This window comes from Pseudomonas sp. TUM25319 (assembly GCF_056388475.1).
The window spans coordinates 5154889-5177857 of record NZ_CM150751.1 but is presented as its reverse complement, the minus strand read 5'-3'; the positions used below and the strand labels follow the sequence as shown (position 1 = coordinate 5177857).

The following is a 22969-nucleotide window of genomic DNA, read 5'->3' as shown; positions in this document are numbered from 1 at the left end:
CCGGCGCTGCGGAAAAAAAGCTGTTTCAGCATGTAAATCCGCAGCGCGCTGGTGCGTTTTTCAAGAAGGAATGAATGCCTGTTTCGCCCGCGCCGACGCGGGCCGGAACGGGCGGCTAACGGTTTGCCTCATCCATCTTTTTCGAGGGTTGCACAGATGTCAGTCGCTATCAGGTTTACCGACGCTCAGGACACCGGCGAAACACTCTACGCGTTCGACGAGTCGCCGCTGCTGGCCCGGCAAAGCCGCCAGGAATCCAATGCCCGCAGCTACCCGCGGCGCATTCCGCTGGCGCTCAAGCGCGCCAAGGGGCTGTACGTCGAAGACGTCGAAGGCCGTCGCTTCATCGACTGCCTGGCGGGCGCCGGTACCCTGGCCCTGGGGCACAACCATCCGGTGGTGATCGAGGCCATCCAGCAGGTACTGGCCGACGAACTGCCGCTGCACACCCTGGACCTGACCACCCCGGTCAAGGACCAGTTCGTCCAGGACCTGTTCAGCATCCTGCCGGCTGCGCTGGCCGCCGAGGCGAAGATCCAGTTCTGCGGCCCCACCGGCACCGACGCAGTGGAAGCCGCGCTGAAACTGGTGCGCACCGCCACTGGCCGCAGCACCGTGCTGTCGTTCCAGGGCGGCTACCACGGCATGAGCCAGGGCGCCCTGAGTCTGATGGGCAGCCTGGGGCCGAAGCGCCCGCTGGGTTCGCTGCTGACCAGCGGCGTGCAGTTCATGCCCTATCCCTACGACTACCGTTGCCCGTTCGGGCTGGGTGGTGCGGCGGGGGTCAAGGCCAACCTCAACTACCTGCAAAACCTGCTCAGCGACCCTGAAGCCGGCGTGCAATTGCCGGCGGCGGTGATCGTCGAAGTGGTGCAGGGCGAGGGCGGTGTGATTCCGGCCGACCTCGACTGGCTGCGCGGTGTGCGCGCCATCACCGAGAAGGCCGGCGTGGCGCTGATCGTCGACGAGATCCAGAGCGGTTTTGCCCGTACCGGCAAGATGTTCGCCTTCGAGCATGCCGGCATCATTCCGGACGTGGTGGTGATGTCCAAGGCCATCGGCGGCAGCCTGCCGCTGGCGGTGATGGTCTATCGCCAGTGGCTCGACAGCTGGGCGCCGGGCGCCCATGCCGGCACCTTCCGCGGCAACCAGATGGCCATGGCTGCGGGCTCGGCGGTGATCCGCTACCTCAAGGAGCACGACCTCTGCGCCCACGCCGCCGCCATGGGCGAGCGCCTGGCCGCACACCTGCGCGACCTGCAGCGCGACTACCCGCAACTGGGCGACATCCGCGGTCGCGGCCTGATGCTCGGCGTCGAGCTGGTCGACCCCAACGGCGCTCCGGACGCCCTCGGCCATGCGCCGTACTTCCCGCGGCTGGCGCCGCTGGTGCAGCGCGAATGCCTCAAGCGCGGGCTGATCCTCGAACTGGGCGGCCGCCATGGCAGCGTGGTGCGCTTCCTGCCGCCGCTGGTCATTACCGCCGAACAGGTGGACGAAGTCTCGGCCATCTTCGGTCGTGCGTTGGCTGCAGCGGTGGCCAGCCTCTAATTTTTCGGCGTAGCGATACGTCCATTCCACAACAGGGCTGCGCGGGTGGCGCGGCCTGCCTTGATAACCACGGAGAGCAGCAATGACTTCAGTATTTGACCGCGACGACATCGTGTTCCAGGTAGTGGTCAACCACGAGGAGCAATATTCCATCTGGCCGGACTACAAGGACGTGCCGAGTGGCTGGCGCACTGTGGGCAAGAGCGGTCTGAAGAAAGAGTGCCTGGCGTATATCGAAGAAGTGTGGACCGATATGCGGCCGTTGAGCCTGCGGCAGAAGATGGAAGCCCAGGCGGCGCAGTAAGGTCGCTCTGGATGTGAAAACGCCCCGGCTCTGGCCGGGGCGTTGTTGTTTGGGGGCGATGTTTTTATTTCGCCTGCTGCTTCAGCCACTCCACCGTCTTCGGCGACGCCTGCTCCAGTGGCACCGCCGCCTGGTGCACCGAGCCGTCCCAGCCTTCCATGGTGATCCACAGTTGTGCATCCGGAGCGGTGGTCTTCGGGATCTGGATATAGGCGCCGAGGCGGTGCGGCGAGCCGAAGAAGATCACCCCGGCGGCGCGCAGGCTGCGGGGCTTGCCGATGCGCAGGTAGGTGGCCTTGACCCGCTCGCCGCAGGCCTCGCACAGGGCGGCATTGAAGCTCTTCATGTAGCCGGAAATGCCGTCCAGTTCCGGTTCCTTGTCCTTCAGTTCGGCCAGGGTCAGGCTCCAGGGGCCGACCTGCACCTCGCCCATCACCCGCTGGCCCAGGCCGGCATCGCCACGGAACAGCGCGGTATCGGCGAAGTACTTGGGCATGAGCCCCAGGGGAATCAGCACCAGCAGGATGTTCAGGTGAAAGCGCCACTTGAGCCAGAGGCGCTTGAGGGCGGATTCCGGGGCGGCGGCGATGTTCTTGCTCACAGCGAATTCTCCAGGGTGTCGGTGGGCTCGGGCGCGGTCTTGACGGTGGTTTTCTTCTCCGCCTTGGCGCTGCGCTTCAGCGCCGCGACGGTGGCCAGGGCAGTGCGCTTGCTCCAGATCAGCAAGCCGCTGAGGACCATCATCGACAGCACCAGGCCGAAGAAGGCCCAGATCAGTTTGATCCAGATACCGCCGAAATCACCGGTGTGCAGCGGCCGCATGGACTCGGTGACCATCTCCAGGTTGGTGCGGTCGGACAGCAGGTAGGTCGAGGTGACTTCGCCGGTGTAGGGGTGGATGTTGACCAGTTGATACATCAGTGGATACCAGCTGCGGCCGAACGCCTGCATCGTGCCGTAGGTATTGGTGGGCAGGATGATGCCGCTGGGGTCGAGGCCTGGCACCTGTTGCTGGGCGATGAGCAGCGCCTTGTCCAGGCCGATGATGGGGGCCGGGGTGCCGTCGGCGGTGAGCGGTACGCTGTTGTGGGCCAGCACTTCGGTGGCGGCGGAGTAGGTGCTCAGGCTGATCTGGTTGTCGGAAAGAATGGCCTGGATCAGGAACCAGGTGCCGGTGACCGAGATCACCGCGATGAACCAGATCGACCAGATGCCGCTGAGGCGATGGAAGTCGCCCCAGAAGATCCGCGCGCCGTGGCGCAGGCGCAGCACCGGCTTGAAGAAGCCTTTCCAGAATTTCTTGTAGACCACCAGCCCGGTGATCAGCGAGGCCAGCATCGGCAGCCCCAGCAGCGACACCAGGTACCAGCCCCAGGGATAGCCGTTGGTATAGGGCACCAGCCACCAGCCGTGCAGGGCGCGGGTGAAATTGCGGAAGTTGAAGTCCGGAGCGTAGCCCTGCAGCTCGGCGGTGTAGGGGTTGACGTAGGCGGTGACGCTGCGGGCGCCGGGCAGGGTGGCGGAGACATTGAGGGCGAAGTAGTCGCCGTCGGGCTGGGCGATGGTGTTGATATCCAGTTCCGGATGGCTTTTGTGCAGTCGGGTCACCAGTTCGTCGTAGCTGAGTCGCTGGGCGTCGTCGCTGGGCTGGGTGGCGCGCATCTCGGGGTAGGCGACCCACATGATTTCCTTGGCCACCACGGCGAGGGTGCCGGTGACACAGACGATCAGCACGAAGAACCAGATCGGCAGGGCCAGCCAGCTGTGCACCAGGAACCAGATTTTCGACCGGGATTTCTTTGACATGGGGTAACGCTCTCGCTCACCGCTGAAAACGGCCGCTGCGGCCGCTGCATCCCTTTCAAACGAATGAGGTCTGGCTGGGTTTAGGGGGAAGATGCAAGCAGATGTTTCCGGGGTGATTCGGGTCGTGTGAGCGCAATGCGCCAGGCAAGATACCGGAACAGGACCGGCAGGCATGCCGATGTTTGTATGGCGCTCTCAGGATCGAGCGCCGCCCGCGCGGCGCATCGCCGGCAACGCCGGCTCCCACACTTGTTGCAACGTACCTATGTCTGTGAGGCCATGGTTGATCGCCTCGTGTGTACGACACGATATCGAGTCGAGCCAAACAGCTTCCCCGCAATGGATCGCCGAGCACCAAAGGCTGGCAACTCAAATCTCACAGGCCATGGCGCGTTGCAACAAATGTGGGAGCCGGCGTTGCCGGCGATGCGCCGCGCGGGCGGCGCTCGATCTTGAGAGCGCTGAATAACCATCGGCATGCACTTGTCAGCCCCATGAACCAGCCCCAAAACCCAATCCCCACGATTCCCTCGACACCCTTAATTTTCCCCCTCAGCCATACGTTTCATCAGGACACCGGTGCCGCACCCGGACCGCTGGGGCCCTGGCGACTGGCACCTTCAGGGAGAATTTTTCATGAGTCATGCGTTGAGTCTGGACATCCGGCCCCTGCTGGCCGACGCGGGTACCTTGCCCATGTTGATCGAGGCGCCCGAGCCGGGCCTGGATCTGATGGAAGCGCTGGACGAGCTCAAACCGCTGGTGACGCAGCACCTGTACAGCGCCGGCGGTATTCTGCTGCGCGGCTTCGAGGTGGGCGGTGCCGAACGCTTCCGCGAGTTCGCCGCAGGTTTCGGCGACCCGCTGCTCAGTTACGAATTCGGCTCGACCCCGCGCAGCAACGTGACCAAGGGCGTCTACACCTCCACCGAGTACCCGGCGCACCAGAGCATCCCGCTGCACAACGAACAGGCCTACACCCTCGACTGGCCGATGCGCATCTGGTTCTACAGCATGATCGCCGCCGAGACCGGCGGCGAAACGCCGATCGCTGACAGCCGCGAGATCTACCGCAAGGTGCCGGCGCGGATCCGCGAGCGTTTCATCGACAAGAAACTGATGTACGTGCGCAACTACGGCAACGGCCTCGACGTGGAGTGGAGCCAGGTGTTCAACACCGAGGACGAAAGCGTGGTGGAAGCCTACTGCCGGGCCCATGCGATCCAGTGCGAGTGGAAGGACGACGGTGAGTTGCGCACCCGGCAGATCTGCCAGTCGGTGGCTCGCCACCCGGTCACCCAGGACATGGTCTGGTTCAACCAGGCGCACCTGTTCCACGTCTCCAACCTGCAGCCGGAAGTGCGCGAGAGCCTGCTGGATGTGGTGGACGAGGAAGACCTGCCGCGCAACGTCTACTACGGCGACGGCTCGCCCATCGAAGAGAGCCTGCTGGACGAAGTGCGCGGGGTGCTGGACGAATGCACCATCAAGTTCCCGTGGCTGGAAAACGACGTGATGATGCTCGACAACATGCTGGCCGCCCACGCGCGCTCGCCGTTCACCGGCAAGCGCAAGGTGGTGGTGGCGATGGCGCAGGGCTATTCCGAGCGCTAGGACCTTGGTTTGCGGGTCGCTTCTGGCCCTGTCGCTGGCAAGCCAGCTCCCACAGGATCGGTGCATGCAGGTCTTGTGGGCGCTGGCTTGCCAGCGATAGGGCCATGAGCAGCCCATAGGTCTGCAGCCCCACATTCCTTGCTAAATATTTCCATTCCTATTCGTTCTTGTTGATACGACCACGCCCCACGGTCACGCCGATCAGCAAGGACTTTCCCCATGAATGCCGAACACGCCCGGAAACTCGCCCGCCGTTTCGTCGAGTTGCCCGCCGAGAAACGCAGCCTGTTCCTCGACGCCCTGCACCGCGAGCAGGTGGACTTCGCCCAGTTCCCGATTCCCTCCAGCGAAGGCGTGGCCGGCCGCGACGGCTTGTCCCATGCCCAGCAGCGCATGTGGTTCCTCTGGCAGCTCGACCCCGAGGCTGCGGGCTACAACCTGCCGATCTCGGTGGCACTGAACGGCACGCTCGATATCCCAGCCCTGGAACGCGCCTTCAGCCTGCTGGTGGAACGCCACGAAAGCCTGCGCACCACCTTCTTCCAGGATGACGAACAGGCCTGGCAGCGGGTTGCCGAGGCGGCGCCGGTCAACATCCCGCTGCGCGAGGTGTCCGGCCCGGAGCAGGCCCGCATGCTGATGGCCGAGGAAGCCGGGCGGCCCTTCGATCTGGAGCATGGCCCGCTGTTTCGCGTGCAACTGCTGCGCCTGGCCGATCAGCAGCACCTGTTGCTGCTGACCCTGCACCACATCATCACCGACGGCTGGTCCATGGGCGTGCTGCTGGACGAGTGCCTGGGCTACTACGACGCGCTGGCCCAGGGCAAACCGCTGCACATCGAACCGCTCGCCGTGCAGTACCGCGACTACGCCCTGTGGCAGCGCGCCTGGCTGGAAGCGGGCGAGCAGGCCCGGCAACTGGCGTACTGGCGCGACCATCTGGGCGAGGAGCACCCGGTGCTGGAGCTGCCCGCCGACCGTCCGCACCCGGCGGTACCGAGCCAGAAGGGCAGGCGCCTGGATATTGCCCTCGACAGCGCGCTGCTGAACAACCTGCAAGGCCTGGCCCAGCGCCAGGGCGTGACCCTGTTCGTGGTGCTGCTGGCCTCGTTCAAGGTGCTGCTGCACCGCTACAGCGGCCAGACCGACATCCGCGTCGGTGGCCTGATCGCCAACCGCACCCGCAGCGAAACCGAAGCGCTGATCGGCTTTTTCGTCAACACCCAGGTGCTGCGCAGTGACGTGCGCGGCGACAGCCGTTTCACCGACCTGTTACAGCGCGTGCGCCAGGCCGCGCTGGGCGCCCAGGCCCATCAGGAACTGCCGTTCGATGCCCTGGCCGACGGCCTGCAGGTGCCTCGCGGGCAGAACCGCAACCCGTTGTTCCAGGCCATGTACAACCACCGTCCGCAGGCCGCTGCCGTCGGTGCCACGCAACTGGCCTGCGGTCTGCGGGTCGAGAGTCTGGCCGATGAGGCGCTGGCGGCCGACGAGCGCGACCAGGCCATCGCCTGCGACCTGATGCTGGAAACCAGCGGCGAAGGCGAGCAACTGAGCGCGTCCTTCACCTATGCCACCGACCTGTTTGATCGCCCGACCATCGCGCGCATGGCCGATCACTGGCGCAACCTGCTGCAGGCGCTGTGCGTTGATGCCAGTGCCCGGGTCGGCGAACTGCCGCTGCTAGGCGTCGAGGAGCAGGCGTTTCTCACCCAGGGCTGCAACCAGAGCGCCCGCGAGTATCCGCTGGAGCGCAGTTACGTCTCGCTGTTCGAGGAGCAGGTGGCCGCGCATCCGGAGCGGGTCGTCGTGTCCTGCCTGGAACGTCGCGACACCTACGCCGAACTGAACGCCGCCGCCAACCGTCTCGGCCATGGGCTGATCGCGGCGGGCGTCGGTTTCGACCAACCGATCGCCTTGCTGGCCGAGCGTGGCCCGGACCTGCTGGGCATGATCGTCGGCAGCTTCAAGGCGGGTGCCGGCTACCTGCCGCTGGATCCGGCGCTGCCGAACCAGCGTCTGAGCGGCGTGATTGCCCAGAGCGGCGCGCCGGTGCTGGTGTGCAGTGCCGAGTGCGAGCCACAAGCGCGCGCGTTGCTGGCGGATTCGAATGCGCAATTGCTGGTCTGGGAACAGATCCAGCAGAGCGCCGCTTCTGTGGATAACCCGGGCCGCTACAGCACCCCGGACAACCTCGCCTACGTGATCTTCACCTCCGGCTCCACCGGCCTGCCGAAGGGCGTGATGGTCGAGCAGCGCGGCATGCTCAACAACCAGTTGAGCAAGGTGCCGTACCTCGACCTGAGCGAGCGCGACGTGATCGCCCAGACCGCCTCGCAGAGCTTCGACATCTCGGTCTGGCAGTTCCTCGCCGCGCCGCTGTTCGGTGCCCGTGTGGATATCGTGCCGAACGACATCGCCCGCGATCCGCAGGCGCTGCTGGCGCATGTTCAAAGCCAGGGCATCACCGTGCTGGAAAGCGTGCCCTCGCTGATCCAGGGTCTGCTGGCCGAAGAGCGCGTCAATCTCGACGGCCTGCGCTGGATGCTGCCAACCGGCGAGGCGATGCCGCCAGAACTCGCCAAACAGTGGCTGCTGCGTTATCCACAGATCGGCCTGGTGAACGCTTACGGCCCGGCGGAATGCTCGGACGACGTGGCCTTCTTCCGCGTCGATCTGGACTCGACCAGGAGCACCTACCTGCCGATCGGCACGCCGACCGACAACAACCTGATCTACCTGCTGGACGATGCGCTCGAACTGGTGCCACTGGGCGCCGTGGGCGAACTCTGTGTCGCCGGCACCGGCGTTGGCCGCGGCTACGTTGCCGATCCACGCCGCACCACGCCGGTCTTCGTCCCCAACCCGTTCGGCGCCCCAGGCGAGCGCCTGTACCGCACCGGCGACCTGGCCCGCCGCCGCGCCGATGGCGTGCTGGAGTACGTCGGCCGTGCCGACCATCAGGTGAAGATCCGCGGCTACCGCATCGAGCTGGGCGAGATCGAAACCCGCCTGCAGGAACATCCGGCAATCCGCGAAGCAGTGGTGCTGGATATCGACGGCCCGCAAGGCAAGCAACTGGCGGCCTACCTGACCACCAAGGTGACCAGCGACGCCGACACCCTGCGCGAAGAGCTGAAGACCACCCTGAAAGCCAGCCTGCCGGACTACATGGTGCCGACCCACTTCGTGCTGCTGGCCGCGCTGCCGCTGACCCCCAACGGCAAGCTCGACCGCAAGGCACTGCCGAAGCCGGACACCACCCAATCGCAGACTGCCTACGTGGCGCCGGCCACCGAGCTGGAACAGCAACTGGCGGCGATCTGGGCCGAAGTGCTGAAGATCGAGCGCGTGGGCCTCGGTGACAGCTTCTTCGAGCTTGGCGGCCACTCGCTGCTGGCCGCGCAGATGATCGCCCGGATCAAGAAGCAACTGGGCGCCAGCCTGCCGCTGCGCACCCTGTTCGAAAAGCCGCTGCTGAGCGAGCTGGCCGCCGAAGTGGCGGCGCTGACCACGACTACGACTGAAGACGACTGGGACGACATGGACCAGTTCATGGATTCCCTGGAGGAGCTTGGAGCATGAGCGGCACCACAACTGCACGTATCGCCAAACGGTTTGTCGGTCTGCCCCTCGAACAGCGGCGCCAGTTCCTGGAAAAGCTGCGGGCCGACGGCAAGGACTTCACCTTGCTGCCGATCGTCGAGAGCCGCCTGGACGCGCGCCTGATCCCGCTGTCCTACGCCCAGCAGCGCCTGCTGTTCCTCTGGCAGCTCGACCCTGCCAGCGATGCCTACAAGATGGTCACCGGCCTGCGCCTGCGCGGCCATCTGGACGACAACGCCCTGTGCCGCTCCTTCGACCTGCTGATCCAGCGTCACGAAGTGCTGCGCACGGTGTTCCGCACCGACGGCGAGCAGCCGTGCCAGGTGATCCTGCCTGCGCTCGCCCTCGACCTCGAACGCATCGACCTCCAGGCCGTGCCTGCCGAGCAGCGTGACGCCGAGCTGGCGCACCAGGTGGCCCGCGTCACCGCACGGCCGTTCGACCTGATCAATGGCCCGTTGCTGCGCGCCAACCTGTTCCAGCTCGATGCCGAAGACTTCGTGCTGGTGGTGTGCATGCACCACATCGTCTCCGACGGCTGGTCGATGGACGTGATGGTCAAGGAGTTCGCCCAGAGCTACCAGGCCTACAGCCAGGGCGCCGAGCCCGCGCTGGCGGAATTGCCGCTGCAATACGCCGACTACGCCATCTGGCAGCGCAGTTGGCTGGAAGCCGGGGAGGGCGAGCGCCAGCTCGATTACTGGAGCCACCAGCTGGGCGACGAGCAGCCGCTGCTGGAAGCGGCCCAGGACTTCCCCCGGCCGCCGACCCAGAGCTTCCGGGGCGAGCGCCTGACATTCGATTTCGGCACGCAGCGCTCCCAGCGCCTCAACGCCTTCGCCCGCACCCAGGGCATGAGCCTGTTCATGCTGGTGCTGGCCGGTTTCTCGCTGTTCCTTTCGCGCCAGTCGGGCCAGCGCGATATCCGCATCGGCGTGCCCAACGCCAACCGGGGTCGCGCCGAGACTGAAGGGCTGATCGGCTTCTTCATCAATACCCAGGTGCTGCGCTGCCAGATCGACGAGCGCCTGAGCTACCTCGACCTGCTTGGCCAGATTCGCGAAACCTCGTTCGACGCACAGGCCCACCAGGACGTGCCGTTCGAGCAACTGGTGGACCGCCTGGCGCCGGAGCGCAGCCTTGGTCACAACCCGCTGTTCCAGGCCAAATTCAACCAGAACGTGGTGCTCAGGCAGGAGCTGTCGCTGAAACTGCCGGGCCTGGAGGTGAGCGAATACCCGCTGCACCGCGAGGGCGCGCACTTCGACCTGGCGCTGGACATCACCGATGACGGCACGCTGATCCACGGCGACATGACCTACGCCAGCGACCTGTACCAGCGCGCCACCGTCGAAGCCTTCATCCCGGCGTTGCTGGCGCTGTTCGACCAGTTGCTGGAGGCGCCAACGGCACCGCTGCTTGACCTGGGGGTGCCGGCCCTGGCCGCCGTGCCAGCGCCATTGCCGGCCGCACCGCTGGTGCTGGAGCAGTGGGACCGCCACGTCGCCCAGCGTCCCGAGGCACTGGCGGCCCGCTGCCTGAACCAGAGCCTGAGCTATCGCGAGCTGGACGAGGCGGCCAATCGCCTGGCCCGGCATTTCATCGCGCTCGGCGTGCGTCCCGGCCAGCCGGTGGCGCTGCTGATGGAGCGTTCGCTGGACTGGCTGACTGCCTTGCTGGCGACCCTCAAGGCCGGCGCGGTGTACATGCCGCTGGACGTCAAGGCGCCGGATGCGCGCCTGCAACAGATGCTCGAACGCGCCGGTGCGCGGCTGCTGCTGGCGGCTGCAGGTGATGCCCGCCTGACCTCGCTGCAGGCCGAAGGTTGCGATGCACTGGCTTATGCACCCGCCGACTGGCAGCAGCAGCCGGCCAGCGCGCCGGCCCTCACGCCGTGCGCCGAGGCCCCGGCCTACGTGATCCACACCTCCGGCTCCACCGGCCTGCCCAAGGGCGTGCTGGTCAGCCACGGCGCCCTGGCCAGCTATGTGCGCGGTCTGCTGGCGCAACTGCAACTGGCACCGGAGGCGAGCATGGCGCTGGCCTCGACCATCGCCGCCGACCTTGGCCACACCGTGCTGTTCGGCGCCCTGTGCGACGGTCGCACCCTGCATGTGCTGCCCGAGGCCCTGGGCTTCGATCCCGATGGCTTCGCCGACTACATGGCGACCCATCAGGTGGGTGTGCTGAAGATCGTGCCCGGCCATCTGGCGGCGCTGCTGCAGGCGTCCCGCCCGGCCGACGTGCTGCCGCGCCATGCCCTGATCGTCGGCGGCGAAGCCTGCCCGGCGGGGCTGGTGGAACAGGTGCGCCAGTTGCGCGGGCAGTGCCGTTTCATCAACCACTACGGCCCCAGCGAAACCACGGTCGGCGTGCTGACCCACGAAGTGCCGGCGAACGCGCCCGTACCGGCGGTAGTGCCGGTCGGTGCCGCGCTGCCGGGCGCCTGGGTGCGGGTGCTGGACGATGTACTCAACGGCGTGGCGCCGCGGGTGCCCGGCGAGCTGTATATCGGCGGCGACAGCGTGGCCCTGGGTTACCTCGGCCAGCCGGCGCTGACCGCCGAGCGCTTCGTGCCCGATGCCCACGGCCCGGCCGGTGCGCGGCTGTACCGCAGTGGCGACCGGGTGCGCCTCGACGGGCAAGGCCAGGTGCAGTTCATCGGCCGTGCCGACGACCAGGTGAAGATCCGTGGCTACCGGGTCGAGCCTGCGGAAGTGGCGCGGGTGCTGCAGGCGCTGCCGGGCGTGAGCCAGGCGGTGGTGCTCGCCGAGGCCCAGGACGGCGATGCCTCGCGCCTGCACCTGCTGGCCTGGTGCGTGGCTTCGGGCCAACAGGCCGAGGCCCTGCGCCAGCAACTGGCCGAGCGCCTGCCGGAGTACATGGTGCCGGCGCAGATCGTTGTGCTGGAACAGCTGCCGCTGACCGCCAACGGCAAGCTCGACCGCAAGGTCCTGCCCAAGCCGGGCACAGTGCAGCAGCGCTTCGTCGCGCCCCAGGGCGAGATCGAGGAAAAGCTCGCGGCCATCTGGCGCGACGTGCTCAAGCTGGAGCAGGTGGGCAGCACCGACAACTTCTTCGAACTGGGCGGCGACTCGATCCTCAGCCTGCAGATCATTGCCCGGGCCAAGCGCCAGGGGATCAAGCTCAACCCCAAGCAGCTCTTCGAAAAACAGACCATCGGCCAGTTGGCCCCGGTGGCGAAACTGATCGAGAAGAAGGCCGCGGCCCCGGTGGTCGAGCAGGTCAGCGGCAACCTGCCGCTGCTGCCGATCCAGGCGCGCTTCTTCGAGCTGGACATTCCCCAGCGCCAGCACTGGAACCAGTCGGTGCTGCTCACGCCGAGCCAGCCGCTGGACGCCGCGCACCTGCAAGCGGCGCTGCACGCGCTGGTGGAGCAACACGACGCCCTGCGCCTGAATTTTGCCCGGCAATACGCCGGCTGGCAGGCGGTGTTCGCACCGATTAACAGCAGCGAACTGCTGTGGACCCGCGAGCTGGACGATGCCCGCGGGCTTGAGGCCCTGGCCGATGAAGCCCAGCGCAGCCTCGACCTGAAGAACGGCCCGCTGCTGCGCGCCCTGCTGGTGACGCTGCCCGAGGGCGAACAGCGCCTACTGCTGGTGGTCCATCACCTGGTGGTGGATGGCGTGTCCTGGCGGGTGCTGCTGGAAGACCTGCAACAGGCCCATGCCGCCATCGCGGCCGGCCGTGCCCCGGCGCTGCCGGCCAAGACCACCTCGCTCAAGGCCTGGGCCGAAAAGCTTCACGCCCATGCCGCCAGCCCGGCGCTGGAAGCCGAGCGTGACTATTGGCGTGCGACCCTGAGCGGCGCCGTCGACCAACTGCCCCGCGACCATGCCCAGGACAACCCGCGTATCGCCGACGCTGCCCACGCCTCGTCGCAACTGAGCGAAGCGCTGACCGCGCAACTGCTCAAGGTCGCTCCGGCGGCCTACCGCACCCAGGTCAACGACCTGCTGCTGACCGCCCTGGCCCAGGTGTTGTGCCAGTGGAGCCGGCAGTCGTCGGTGCTGATCCAGCTCGAAGGCCATGGCCGCGAAGACCTGTTCGATGAGGTTGACCTGAGCCGCACCGTTGGCTGGTTCAGCAGCCTGTTCCCGGTCCGCCTGAGCCCGGCCGGTGCTCCCGGCGCCTCCATCAGCGCGATCAAGGAGCAACTGCGTGGCATTCCTGGCAAAGGCATCGGTTTCGGCCTGTTGCGTTACCTCGGCGATGTCGATTTCGCCCATGAACTGGCGGCCTTGCCCCAGGCGCGGGTGACCTTCAACTACCTCGGCCAGTTCGATGCCAGCTTCGATCGCGAGCAGGGCGCGCTGTTCGCACCCGCCAGCGAAAGCGCCGGCCAGGCGCTGTGTCCGCAGGGCCCGCTGGGCAACTGGCTGAGCATCAACGGCCAGGTCTACAACGGCCAGTTGCGCCTGGAATGGGCATTCAGCCGGGCGATGTTCGAACCGGCCACCATCGAGGCCCTGGCCCGCGACTACGAGCGGGCGCTGACCGCCTTGATCGAGCATTGCATCGGCGGCGGCCAGGGCGTTACGCCGTCGGACTTCCCGCTGGCGAACCTGACCCAGTCACAACTGGACCGGCTGCCACAGCCGGCCGCCACTATCGAGGACATCTACCCGCTGTCGCCGATGCAGCAGGGCATGCTGTTCCACAGCCTCTACGCGGCGGAGGCGGGCAACTACATCAACCAGTTGCGCGTCGAGGTGCGCGGGCTGGACGCCAGCCGTCTGCGTGACGCCTGGCAGGCGCTGCTGGACCACCACGAAGTGCTGCGCAGCGGTTTCCTCACCGATGGCGCCCAGCCGCTGCAAGTGGTGCAGCGCCGGGTGGAACTGCCCTTTGTCGAAGTCGATGCCCGCGAGCAGGCCGACCCGGATGCCTGGGTCGATCAATGGGCCGGTGCCGAGCGCGACAAAGGCTTCGAACTCGCCCAGGGCCCGCTGCTGCGGGTCGCGCTGATCCGCACCGGCGAGGACACGCAGCACCTGATCTACACCAGCCACCACATCCTCATGGACGGCTGGAGCAGTTCGCGGATGCTCGGCGAAGTGCTGCAACGCTATGCCGGCGCGCCGATTCCGCGCCAGGGCAGCCGCTACCGTGACTACATCCGCTGGCTGCAGGACCAGGACGGCGCCGCCGGCGAGCGTTTCTGGCGCGAGCAACTGGCACCGCTGGACGAGCCGACCCGCCTGGCGCAGGTGTTCAAGGGCTTCGCGGCGGGCGAGGGCTATGGCGAATACCTTGACGACCTCGACGCCGATCTGTCCCGCCGCCTCGGCGACTTCGCCCGCGACCAGCGGGTGACCCTCAACACCCTGGTCCAGGCCGCCTGGCTGTTGCTGCTGCAACGCTACACCGGGCAGTCCGCGGTAACCTTCGGCGCCACCGTGGCCGGTCGCCCGACCGAACTGGCGGGCGTGGAAGAACAGCTTGGCCTGTTCATCAACACCCTGCCGGTGGTGGGCAGCCCGCGTTCGGAACAGTCCGTGGCCGACTTCGTGCAGCAGGTGCAGGGGCAGAACCTGGCCCTGCGCGAGTTCGAGCACACCCCGCTGTACGAGGTGCAGCGCTGGGCCGGCTGGGCGGGCGAGGCGCTGTTCGACTCGATCCTGGTGTTCGAGAACTACCCGGTGTCCGAGGCGTTGCAACAGGCTGCGCCGGACGGGCTGGCGTTCGGCGAGGTGCACAGCCAGGAACAGACCCATTACCCGCTGACGCTGGTGGTCAACACTGGCGAGCGCCTGTCGCTGCGCATCAGTCACGATCGCCGGCATTTCGGTGAACAGGCCGTGGCGCAAGTGGCGGAGCATTTCAGCCATCTGCTGCAGGCGCTGATCGTCGATGCCGGCGCACCGCTGGGATCGCTGGCGTTGCCGAGCGGCTGGGAGCAGGACGTTGCCCGCTACCCGGTCGAGCAGTGCATTCACCAGATGATCGAAGCGCAGGCTGCCCGTGTTCCGGATGCGGTCGCGCTGAGTTTCGCTGGTGAGTCGCTGACCTACGCTGCGCTGAACAGCCGTGCCAACCAGCTGGCCCACAAACTGCGGGAGCAGGGCGTGGGGCCGGATGTGCTGGTGGGGCTGTCGGTGGAGCGTGGGCTGGAAATGCTGGTGGGCGTGCTGGCGATCCTCAAGGCCGGTGGCGCCTATGTGCCGCTGGACCCGGATTATCCACAGGACCGCCTCAGCTACATGATGGAGGACAGCGGCATCAGGCTGCTGCTGGCCCAATCTCACCTGAGTTTGCCCGTACCTGCCGGTGTCACCACCTTGCCGCTGGATGAGGTACTGGACGGCTACAGCCACGAGAACCCGGTCAACCTCACGTCGCCGGACAACCTGGCCTACGTGATCTACACCTCAGGATCCACCGGCAAGCCGAAGGGCACCTTGCTGCCGCACCGCAACGTGCTGCGGCTGTTCACTGCCACCGATGACTGGTTCGCCTTCGACGAAAAGGACGTGTGGACCCTGTTCCACTCCTATGCCTTCGACTTCTCCGTCTGGGAGATCTTCGGTGCGCTGATGTACGGCGGCCGCCTGGTGGTGGTGCCGCGTGAAGTGACCCGTTCGCCGGAAGACTTCCACCAGCTGCTGGTGAGCGAGAAGGTCACGGTGCTGAACCAGACGCCGTCGGCGTTCAAGCAATTGGCGCGGGTGGCGTGCGATTCAGCGGCTGAACTGGACCTGCGCTACGTCGTGTTCGGCGGTGAAGCGCTGGATGTCGGCAGCCTGCAACCCTGGTTCGACCGTTTCGGCGACCAGCAGCCGCACCTGATCAACATGTACGGCATCACTGAAACTACCGTGCATGTGACCTACCGTCCGATCACCAGGGCGGACCTGGCCCAGGCCAATGTGAGCCCGATTGGCGAAGCGATCCCGGACCTGTCCTGGTACGTGCTGGACGCCGATTTTAATCCGGTGGCACTGGGCGCGAGTGGCGAATTGCACGTCGGCCACGCCGGTCTGGCCCGGGGGTATCACAACCGTGCGGCGCTGACCGCCGAGCGCTTTGTCCCCAACCCGTTCGCCCACGATGGCAGCCGCCTGTACCGCACCGGCGACCTGGCCCGCTACCGCGCCGAAGGCGTGATCGAGTACGCCGGGCGGATCGACCATCAGGTGAAGATCCGTGGCTTCCGTATCGAACTGGGCGAGATCGAAGCTCGGTTGCAAGAGCATCCCGCCGTGCGCGAAGTGATCGTGCTGGCGGTCGATGGCCCAAGCGGCCCGCAACTGGCCGCGTGGCTGGTGCCCGTCAACGGTGACCAGGATCCGGCTGAACTGCGCGACACCCTGAAAACCCACCTCAAGGCCAACCTGCCGGACTACATGGTGCCGACGCACCTGATCCTGCTGGAGGCCATGCCGCTGACCGCCAACGGCAAGCTGGACCGCAAGGCCCTGCCGAAGCCGGATGCGGCGCAGCTTCAAGGTGCCTACGTGGCGCCGGTGAGCGAGCTGGAGCAGCAACTGGCGGCGATCTGGGCCGAGGTGCTGAAGGTGGAGCAGGTCGGCCTCAGCGACAACTTCTTCGAACTGGGCGGCCATTCGTTGCTGGCGACCCAGGTGGTTTCGCGGGTGCGTCAGCAACTGGGGTTGGAACTGTCCCTGCGCAATCTGTTCGAGTCTGCCGACCTTGCCGCCTTCGTGGACGCGGCCGGCCAGGAGCCGGGCGTCAAGGCGCCGGCGTTCTCGCCGGTCGATCGCAGCCAGCCGCTGGCGTTGTCCTACGCCCAGCAGCGCCAGTGGTTCCTCTGGCAACTGGACCCGCAAAGCGCTGCCTACAACATTCCCGTGGCCCTGCGCCTGAGCGGCGCCCTGGACATAGAGGCGCTGCGCGGCGCCTTCGAAACCCTGATCGCCCGCCATGAAACCCTGCGCACCACCTTCAGGCAGGACGGCGAGCAGGTCGTGCAGAGTGTGCAGCCGGCCAGCACCTTCGAACTGCCGGTGGAAGCCGTGCAGGCCGACGCGCTGCAAGCCCTGATCGACGCCGAGGTGCAACGGCCGTTCGACCTTGAGCACGGCCCGCTGCTGCGGGTGCGTCTGCTGCGTCTGGCTGAGGACGCGCATGTGCTGGTGCTGACCCAGCACCATATCGTCTCCGATGGCTGGTCGATGCCGGTGATGGTCGATGAGCTGGTGCGTCTGTATTCGGGCCAAGTGCTGCCGGCGCTGGTGTTCCAGTACGCCGACTATGCGGCCTGGCAACGCCAGTGGATGGAAGCCGGCGAGCGCGAGCGGCAACTGGCGTACTGGACCGCGCAACTGGGCGGCGAGCAGCCGGTACTGGAGTTGCCCACCGACCGCAACCGTCCGGCGCAACCGAGCCAGCGCGGCGAACGCTTCAATCTGGTTCTGGACGCGGACGAGCTCGAGCGGCTGAACCGTGCGGCCCGGCAACAGGGCGTGACCCTGTTCATGCTGTTGCTGGCGTCGTTCCAGACCCTGCTGCACCGCTACTCCGGGCAAGCGGATATTCGCATCGGCGTGCCGGTGGCCAACCGCAACCGCGCCGAAACCGAGGGGCTGATCGGCTTCTTCGTCAACACCCAGGTGCTCAAGGCCGAGTTCGAACCGGCCCTGACCGTGGCCGCGCTGCTGCAACAGGCCAAGGCCAGGGTCGCCGGCGCCCAGACCCACCAGGACCTGCCGTTCGAGCAACTGGTGGACGCCCTGCAACCGCAGCGCGACTTCAGTCGCAGCCCGCTGTTCCAGGTGGCCTATAACCACCAGACCGCCAGCGCGGGAGATCCCCGCGAGGTAGCGGGCCTGCATCTGCAACCGCTGGCCGCCGACAAGCACAGCGCCCAGTTCGACCTGACCCTCGACACCCACGAAAGCGAGCAGGGCCTGGCGGTATCGCTGATCTACGCCACCGACCTGTTCGACGCCGCCACCATCGAGCGCATGGCCGGGCACTGGCGCAACCTGCTGGAGGCCATGGCCGCCGATGTAAGCCAGCGGATCGCCGACCTGCCGCTGCTGAGCGCGGTGGAAACCAGCCAGACCGTGCGGGACTGGAATGGCGGGTTGAAGGCGTTCCCGGTCGAGCAGTGCATTCACCAGATGATCGAGGCGCAGGCTGTCCGTGTTCCGGACGCGGTCGCGCTGAGTTTCGGTGATGAGTCGCTGACCTACGCTGCGCTGAACAGGCGCGCCAACCAGCTGGCCCACAAACTGCGGGAGCAGGGCGTGGGGCCGGATGTGCTGGTGGGCCTGTCGGTGCAGCGCGGGCTGGAAATGCTGGTGGGCGTGCTGGCGATCCTCAAGGCCGGTGGTGCCTATGTGCCGCTGGATCCGGATTATCCACAGGACCGTCTGAGCTACATGATGGAGGACAGCGGTATCAGGCTGCTGCTTGCTCAGGCGGGGCTGGAGCTGCCAGTGCCTGCTGGCGTGGTCACTTTGCCGCTGGATCAAGCGCTGGAGGGTTACAGTGAGGACAACCCGGTCAACCTGACGTCGCCGGACAACCTCGCCTACGTGATCTACACCTCGGGCTCCACCGGCAAGCCGAAAGGCACCTTGCTGCCGCACCGCAACGTGCTGCGGTTGTTCACTGCCACCGATGACTGGTTCGCCTTCGACGGCCAGGACGTGTGGACCCTGTTCCACTCCTACGCCTTCGACTTCTCTGTGTGGGAGATCTTCGGTGCGCTGATGTACGGCGGCCGCCTGGTGGTGGTACCGCGTGAGGTGACCCGTTCGCCGGAAGACTTCCACAACCTGCTGGTGAGCGAAAAGGTCACGGTGCTGAACCAGACGCCGTCGGCGTTCAGGCAACTGGCGCGGGTGGCGTGTGAGTCGGATCGATCCCTCGACCTGCGCTACGTGGTGTTCGGCGGCGAGGCGCTGGATGTCGGCAGCCTGCAACCCTGGTTCGAGCGTTTCGGCGACCAGCAGCCGCACCTGATCAACATGTACGGCATCACCGAAACCACGGTGCACGTGACCTACCGGCCGATCACCAAAGCGGACCTGGCACAGGCCAATGTAAGCCCGATTGGCGAAGCGATCCCGGACCTGTCCTGGTACGTGCTGGATGCCGATTTCAACCCGGTGGCTCTGGGTTGCAGCGGTGAGCTGCATGTCGGTCAGGCAGGCCTTGCGCGGGGTTATCACAACCGTGCGGCACTGACCGCCGAGCGTTTTGTGCCGGACCCGTTCTCGTCCAATGGCAGCCGCCTGTACCGCACCGGCGACCTGGCCCGCTACCGTGCCGAAGGCGTAATCGAGTACGCCGGTCGGATCGACCATCAGGTGAAGATTCGCGGCTTCCGTATCGAGCTGGGCGAGATCGAAGCGCGCTTGCAGGAGCATCCGGCGGTGCGCGAGGTGATCGTGCTGGCAGTGGACGGTCCAAGCGGGCAGCAACTGGCCGCGTGGCTGGTGCCCGTCAACGGTGACCAGGATCCGGCTGAACTGCGCGACACCCTGAAAACCCACCTCAAGGCCAACCTGCCGGACTACATGGTGCCGACGCACCTGATCCTGCTGGCCGCCATGCCGCTGACCGCCAACGGCAAGCTGGACCGCAAGGCCCTGCCGAAGCCGGATGCGGCGCAGCTTCAAGGTACCTACGTGGCGCCGGTCAGCGAGCTGGAGCAGCAACTGGCGGCCATCTGGGCCGAGGTGCTGAAGGTGGAGCAGGTCGGCCTGACCGACAACTTCTTCGAGCTGGGCGGCCATTCGCTGCTGGCGACCCAGGTGGTGTCGCGGGTGCGTCAACAGCTCGGCCTGGAACTGTCGCTGCGCACCCTCTTCGAAGCCGCCGACCTGGCCGGTTTTGCCGACGCCGTGGGGCAGGGCGCTGCGTCGTCCGCTCCGGCATTGCGCAAGGCTGATCGCCAGCAGCCGCTGGCGCTGTCCTACGCCCAGCAACGCCAGTGGTTCCTCTGGCAACTGGAGCCGCAGAGCGCCGCCTACAACATCACGCTGGCGCTGCGCCTGACGGGCAGCCTGGATATCGACGCGCTGGAAGCCAGCTTCTCGGCGCTGATCGCCCGCCACGAAACCCTGCGCACCACCTTCCGCCAGGACGGCGAGCAGGCCGTGCAGGTGATCCATCCCGCCACGCCGCTGGTGCTGGCGCTGGAACAGCCGGCAGACCTCGAAGCCGCGGTGCGCGAAGAGTTCCTGCGGCCCTTCGACCTGCAACAGGGCCCACTGCTGCGGGTGCGCCTGCTGCGCCAGGGGGACGACGACCATGTGCTGGTGCTCAACCTGCACCATAGCGTTTCCGATGGCTGGTCGATGCCGGTGATGGTGGATGAACTGGTGCGCCTGTACGCCGCCTGCAGTCAGGGCCAGGACCTGCACCTGCCGGCGCTGCCGATCCAGTACGCCGACTACGCCCGCTGGCAGCGCGACTGGATGCAGGCCGGTGAGCAGGAGCGCCAACTGGCCTATTGGACTGCCCAACTGGGCGACCAGCAGCCGGTGCTGGAACTGCCCACCGACCGGCCACGGCCATCGGTGCAGCAGGACGACGGCGACCGCCTCGGCATCGAGCTGGAGCGGGCGCTGGTGGACGACCTGCGCAAGGTCGCCCGGGAGCAGGGCGTGACCCTGTTCATGCTGTTGCTGGCCGCGTTCCAGACCTTGCTGCAGCGGCATTCCGGGCAGAACGACATCCGGGTCGGCGTGCCCGTCGCCAACCGCACCCGGGCCGAGACCGAGGGCCTGATCGGCTTCTTCGTCAACACCCAGGTGCTCAAGGCCGACTTCTCCCCGGCGACGACCTTCAGCGCGTTGCTGCAACAGGTCAAGCAGGCCGTGGTGCAGGCCCAGGCCCATCAGGAGCTGCCGTTCGAGCAACTGGTGGAAGCCCTGCAGCCGCAGCGCAGCCTGAGCCACAGCCCGTTGTTCCAGGTGATGTTCAACCATCAGGTGGATGTCCAGGAGACCCGGCACAGCCTGTCGGGCCTGAGCGTGGAAAGCCTCGATCCGGACAGCCACCGCGCCCAGTTCGACCTGACCCTCAACACCGCCGAGCACGACGGCGGCCTGAGCGCCGGCCTGGTCTACGCCACGGCATTGTTCGACCGGGCTACGGTCGAGCGGCTGGCAGCGCACTGGATCAACCTGCTGCGTGGCCTCTGCTGCAATGTGCAAACGCGGGTGGCCGAACTGCCGCTGCTGGGCGAGGCCGAGCGCGAGTTCCTGGTGCAGGGCTGCAACCAGAGCGCCCATGAGTATCCCCTGGAGCGCAGCTACGTTTCGCTGTTCGAGGAACAGGTCGCGGCGCATCCGGAACGGATCGCCGTGTCCTGCCTGGAACGTCGTCACAGCTATGCCGAGCTGAATGCGGCGGCCAACCGTCTCGGCCACGCACTGATCGCGGCGGGCGTCGGTTTCGACCAGCCGATCGCCTTGCTCGCCGAACGCGGTCCGGACCTGCTGGGCATGATCGTCGGCAGCTTCAAGGCGGGTGCCGGCTACCTGCCGCTGGATCCGGCGTTGCCGAACCAGCGTCTGAGCGGCGTGATTGCCCAGAGCGGTGCGCCGGTGCTGGTGTGCAGCGCCGAGTGCGAGCAACAGGCGCGAGAGCTGATCGCTGACAACGCGGCAGTGCAACTGCTGGTCTGGGAACAGATCCAGCAGAGCGCCGCGTCTGTGGATAACCCGGGCCGCTACAGCACGCCGGACAACCTCGCGTACGTGATCTTCACCTCCGGCTCCACCGGCCTGCCGAAGGGCGTGATGGTCGAGCAGCGCGGCATGCTCAACAACCAGTTGAGCAAGGTGCCTTACCTCGACCTGAGCGAGCGTGATGTGATCGCCCAGACCGCCTCGCAGAGCTTCGACATTTCGGTCTGGCAGTTCCTCGCCGCGCCGCTGTTCGGGGCCCGCGTGGATATCGTGCCGAACGACATTGCCCGCGACCCGCAGGCGCTGCTGGCGCATGTGCAGTCTCAAGGCATCACCGTGCTGGAAAGCGTACCCTCGCTGATCCAGGGCCTGCTGGCCGAAGAGCGCGTCAACCTGGACGGCCTGCGCTGGATGCTGCCGACCGGCGAGGCGATGCCGCCAGAACTGGCGAAACAGTGGCTGCTGCGTTATCCACAGATCGGTCTGGTGAACGCTTACGGTCCGGCGGAATGCTCGGACGACGTGGCCTTCTTCCGCGTCGATCTGGACTCGACCAGGAGCACCTACCTGCCGATCGGCACGCCAACCGACAACAACCTGATCTACCTGCTCGACGATGCGCTCGAACTGGTGCCGCTGGGCGCCGTGGGCGAGTTGTGTGTCGCCGGCACCGGCGTTGGCCGCGGCTACGTTGCCGATCCACGCCGCACCACGCCGGTCTTCGTCCCCAACCCGTTCGGCGCAGCCGGCGAGCGTCTGTACCGCACCGGCGACCTGGCCCGCCGCCGCGCCGATGGCGTGCTGGAGTACGTCGGCCGTGCCGACCATCAGGTGAAGATCCGCGGCTACCGCATCGAGCTGGGCGAGATCGAAACCCGCCTGCAGGAACACCCGGCGATCCGCGAAGCGGTGGTGCTGGATATCGACGGCGCCCACGGCAAGCAACTGGCCGCCTGGCTGGTGGCCAACCCCGGCCATGACGACGCTGCGGCACTGCGCGACGCCCTCAAGGCCGGGCTCAAGGCCCATTTGCCGGACTACATGGTGCCCACCCACTTCGTGCTGCTCGACGCCATGCCGCTGACCCCCAACGGCAAGCTCGACCGCAAGGCGCTGCCCGCGCCCGACCTCAGTCAGTCGCAGCAGCAGTACATCGCCCCGGTCGGCGAGCTTGAACAGCAGATCGCCGCCCTCTGGGCCGAGGTGCTCAAGGTCGAGCGGGTGGGGCTGTCCGACGACTTCTTCGAACTGGGCGGCCACTCGCTGCTGGCGACCCAGCTCGTTTCCAGAATCCATTCCGGCCTCGGTATCGACGTACCGCTGCGCCTCATTTTCGAGAAACCGCAATTGAACGAATTTATCCAGGCATTCGAAAGCACCAGCCTGTCCCTTACCGAGGACGGCCTGTTCGATATCGAGCAAATGATGAACGACATGGCGGCGGAGGCCTGAG

The 22969-nt window shown here is 66.6% G+C and carries 7 protein-coding genes; 5 read left to right on the top strand and 2 right to left on the bottom strand.

Annotation, left to right across the window (positions count from 1 at the left end; all coding sequences use genetic code 11):
• Nucleotides 1-156 precede the first annotated feature (156 nt).
• Nucleotides 157-1551, top strand: coding sequence for a diaminobutyrate--2-oxoglutarate transaminase (locus tag AC05QJ_RS23380; RefSeq protein WP_476743632.1), 1395 nt, complete (start codon nucleotides 157-159; stop codon nucleotides 1549-1551).
• Between the two features lie 82 nt (nucleotides 1552-1633).
• Nucleotides 1634-1855 (top strand): MbtH family protein, encoded by a 222-nt coding sequence (locus tag AC05QJ_RS23375; RefSeq protein WP_476743631.1) that lies wholly within the window; start codon nucleotides 1634-1636, stop codon nucleotides 1853-1855.
• A 64-nt stretch (nucleotides 1856-1919) separates the two neighbouring features.
• Here the strand turns inward: AC05QJ_RS23375 and AC05QJ_RS23370 are convergent, their stop codons facing one another.
• On the bottom strand, nucleotides 1920-2456 hold the full coding sequence (locus AC05QJ_RS23370) for a thiamine pyrophosphate-binding protein (protein WP_476743630.1): 537 nt from the start codon (nucleotides 2454-2456) through the stop codon (nucleotides 1920-1922).
• A complete protein-coding gene (locus AC05QJ_RS23365; protein WP_476743629.1) occupies nucleotides 2453-3661 on the bottom strand; it encodes a PepSY-associated TM helix domain-containing protein in 1209 nt (402 codons plus the stop codon). The genes AC05QJ_RS23370 and AC05QJ_RS23365 overlap by 4 nt, the downstream gene beginning before the upstream one ends.
• A gap of 636 nt (nucleotides 3662-4297) precedes the next feature.
• Between AC05QJ_RS23365 and AC05QJ_RS23360 the strand changes: the two genes are divergently transcribed.
• The 3 genes from AC05QJ_RS23360 (at nucleotide 4298) to AC05QJ_RS23350 (ending at nucleotide 22968) form a co-directional block, all read left to right on the top strand.
• Nucleotides 4298-5275: a TauD/TfdA family dioxygenase gene (locus AC05QJ_RS23360; RefSeq protein ID WP_476743628.1), complete on the top strand. Its 978-nt coding sequence runs from the start codon at nucleotides 4298-4300 to the stop codon at nucleotides 5273-5275.
• Nucleotides 5276-5494: 219 nt separating this feature from the next.
• Nucleotides 5495-8860 carry an amino acid adenylation domain-containing protein gene (locus AC05QJ_RS23355; RefSeq protein ID WP_476743627.1) on the top strand — a complete coding sequence of 1122 codons (3366 nt, stop codon included), beginning with the start codon at nucleotides 5495-5497 and terminating at the stop codon, nucleotides 8858-8860.
• On the top strand, nucleotides 8857-22968 hold the full coding sequence (locus AC05QJ_RS23350) for a non-ribosomal peptide synthase/polyketide synthase (RefSeq protein WP_476743626.1): 14112 nt from the start codon (nucleotides 8857-8859) through the stop codon (nucleotides 22966-22968). Before AC05QJ_RS23355 ends, AC05QJ_RS23350 begins: the two co-directional genes overlap by 4 nt.
• Nucleotide 22969: the final 1 nt, after the last annotated feature.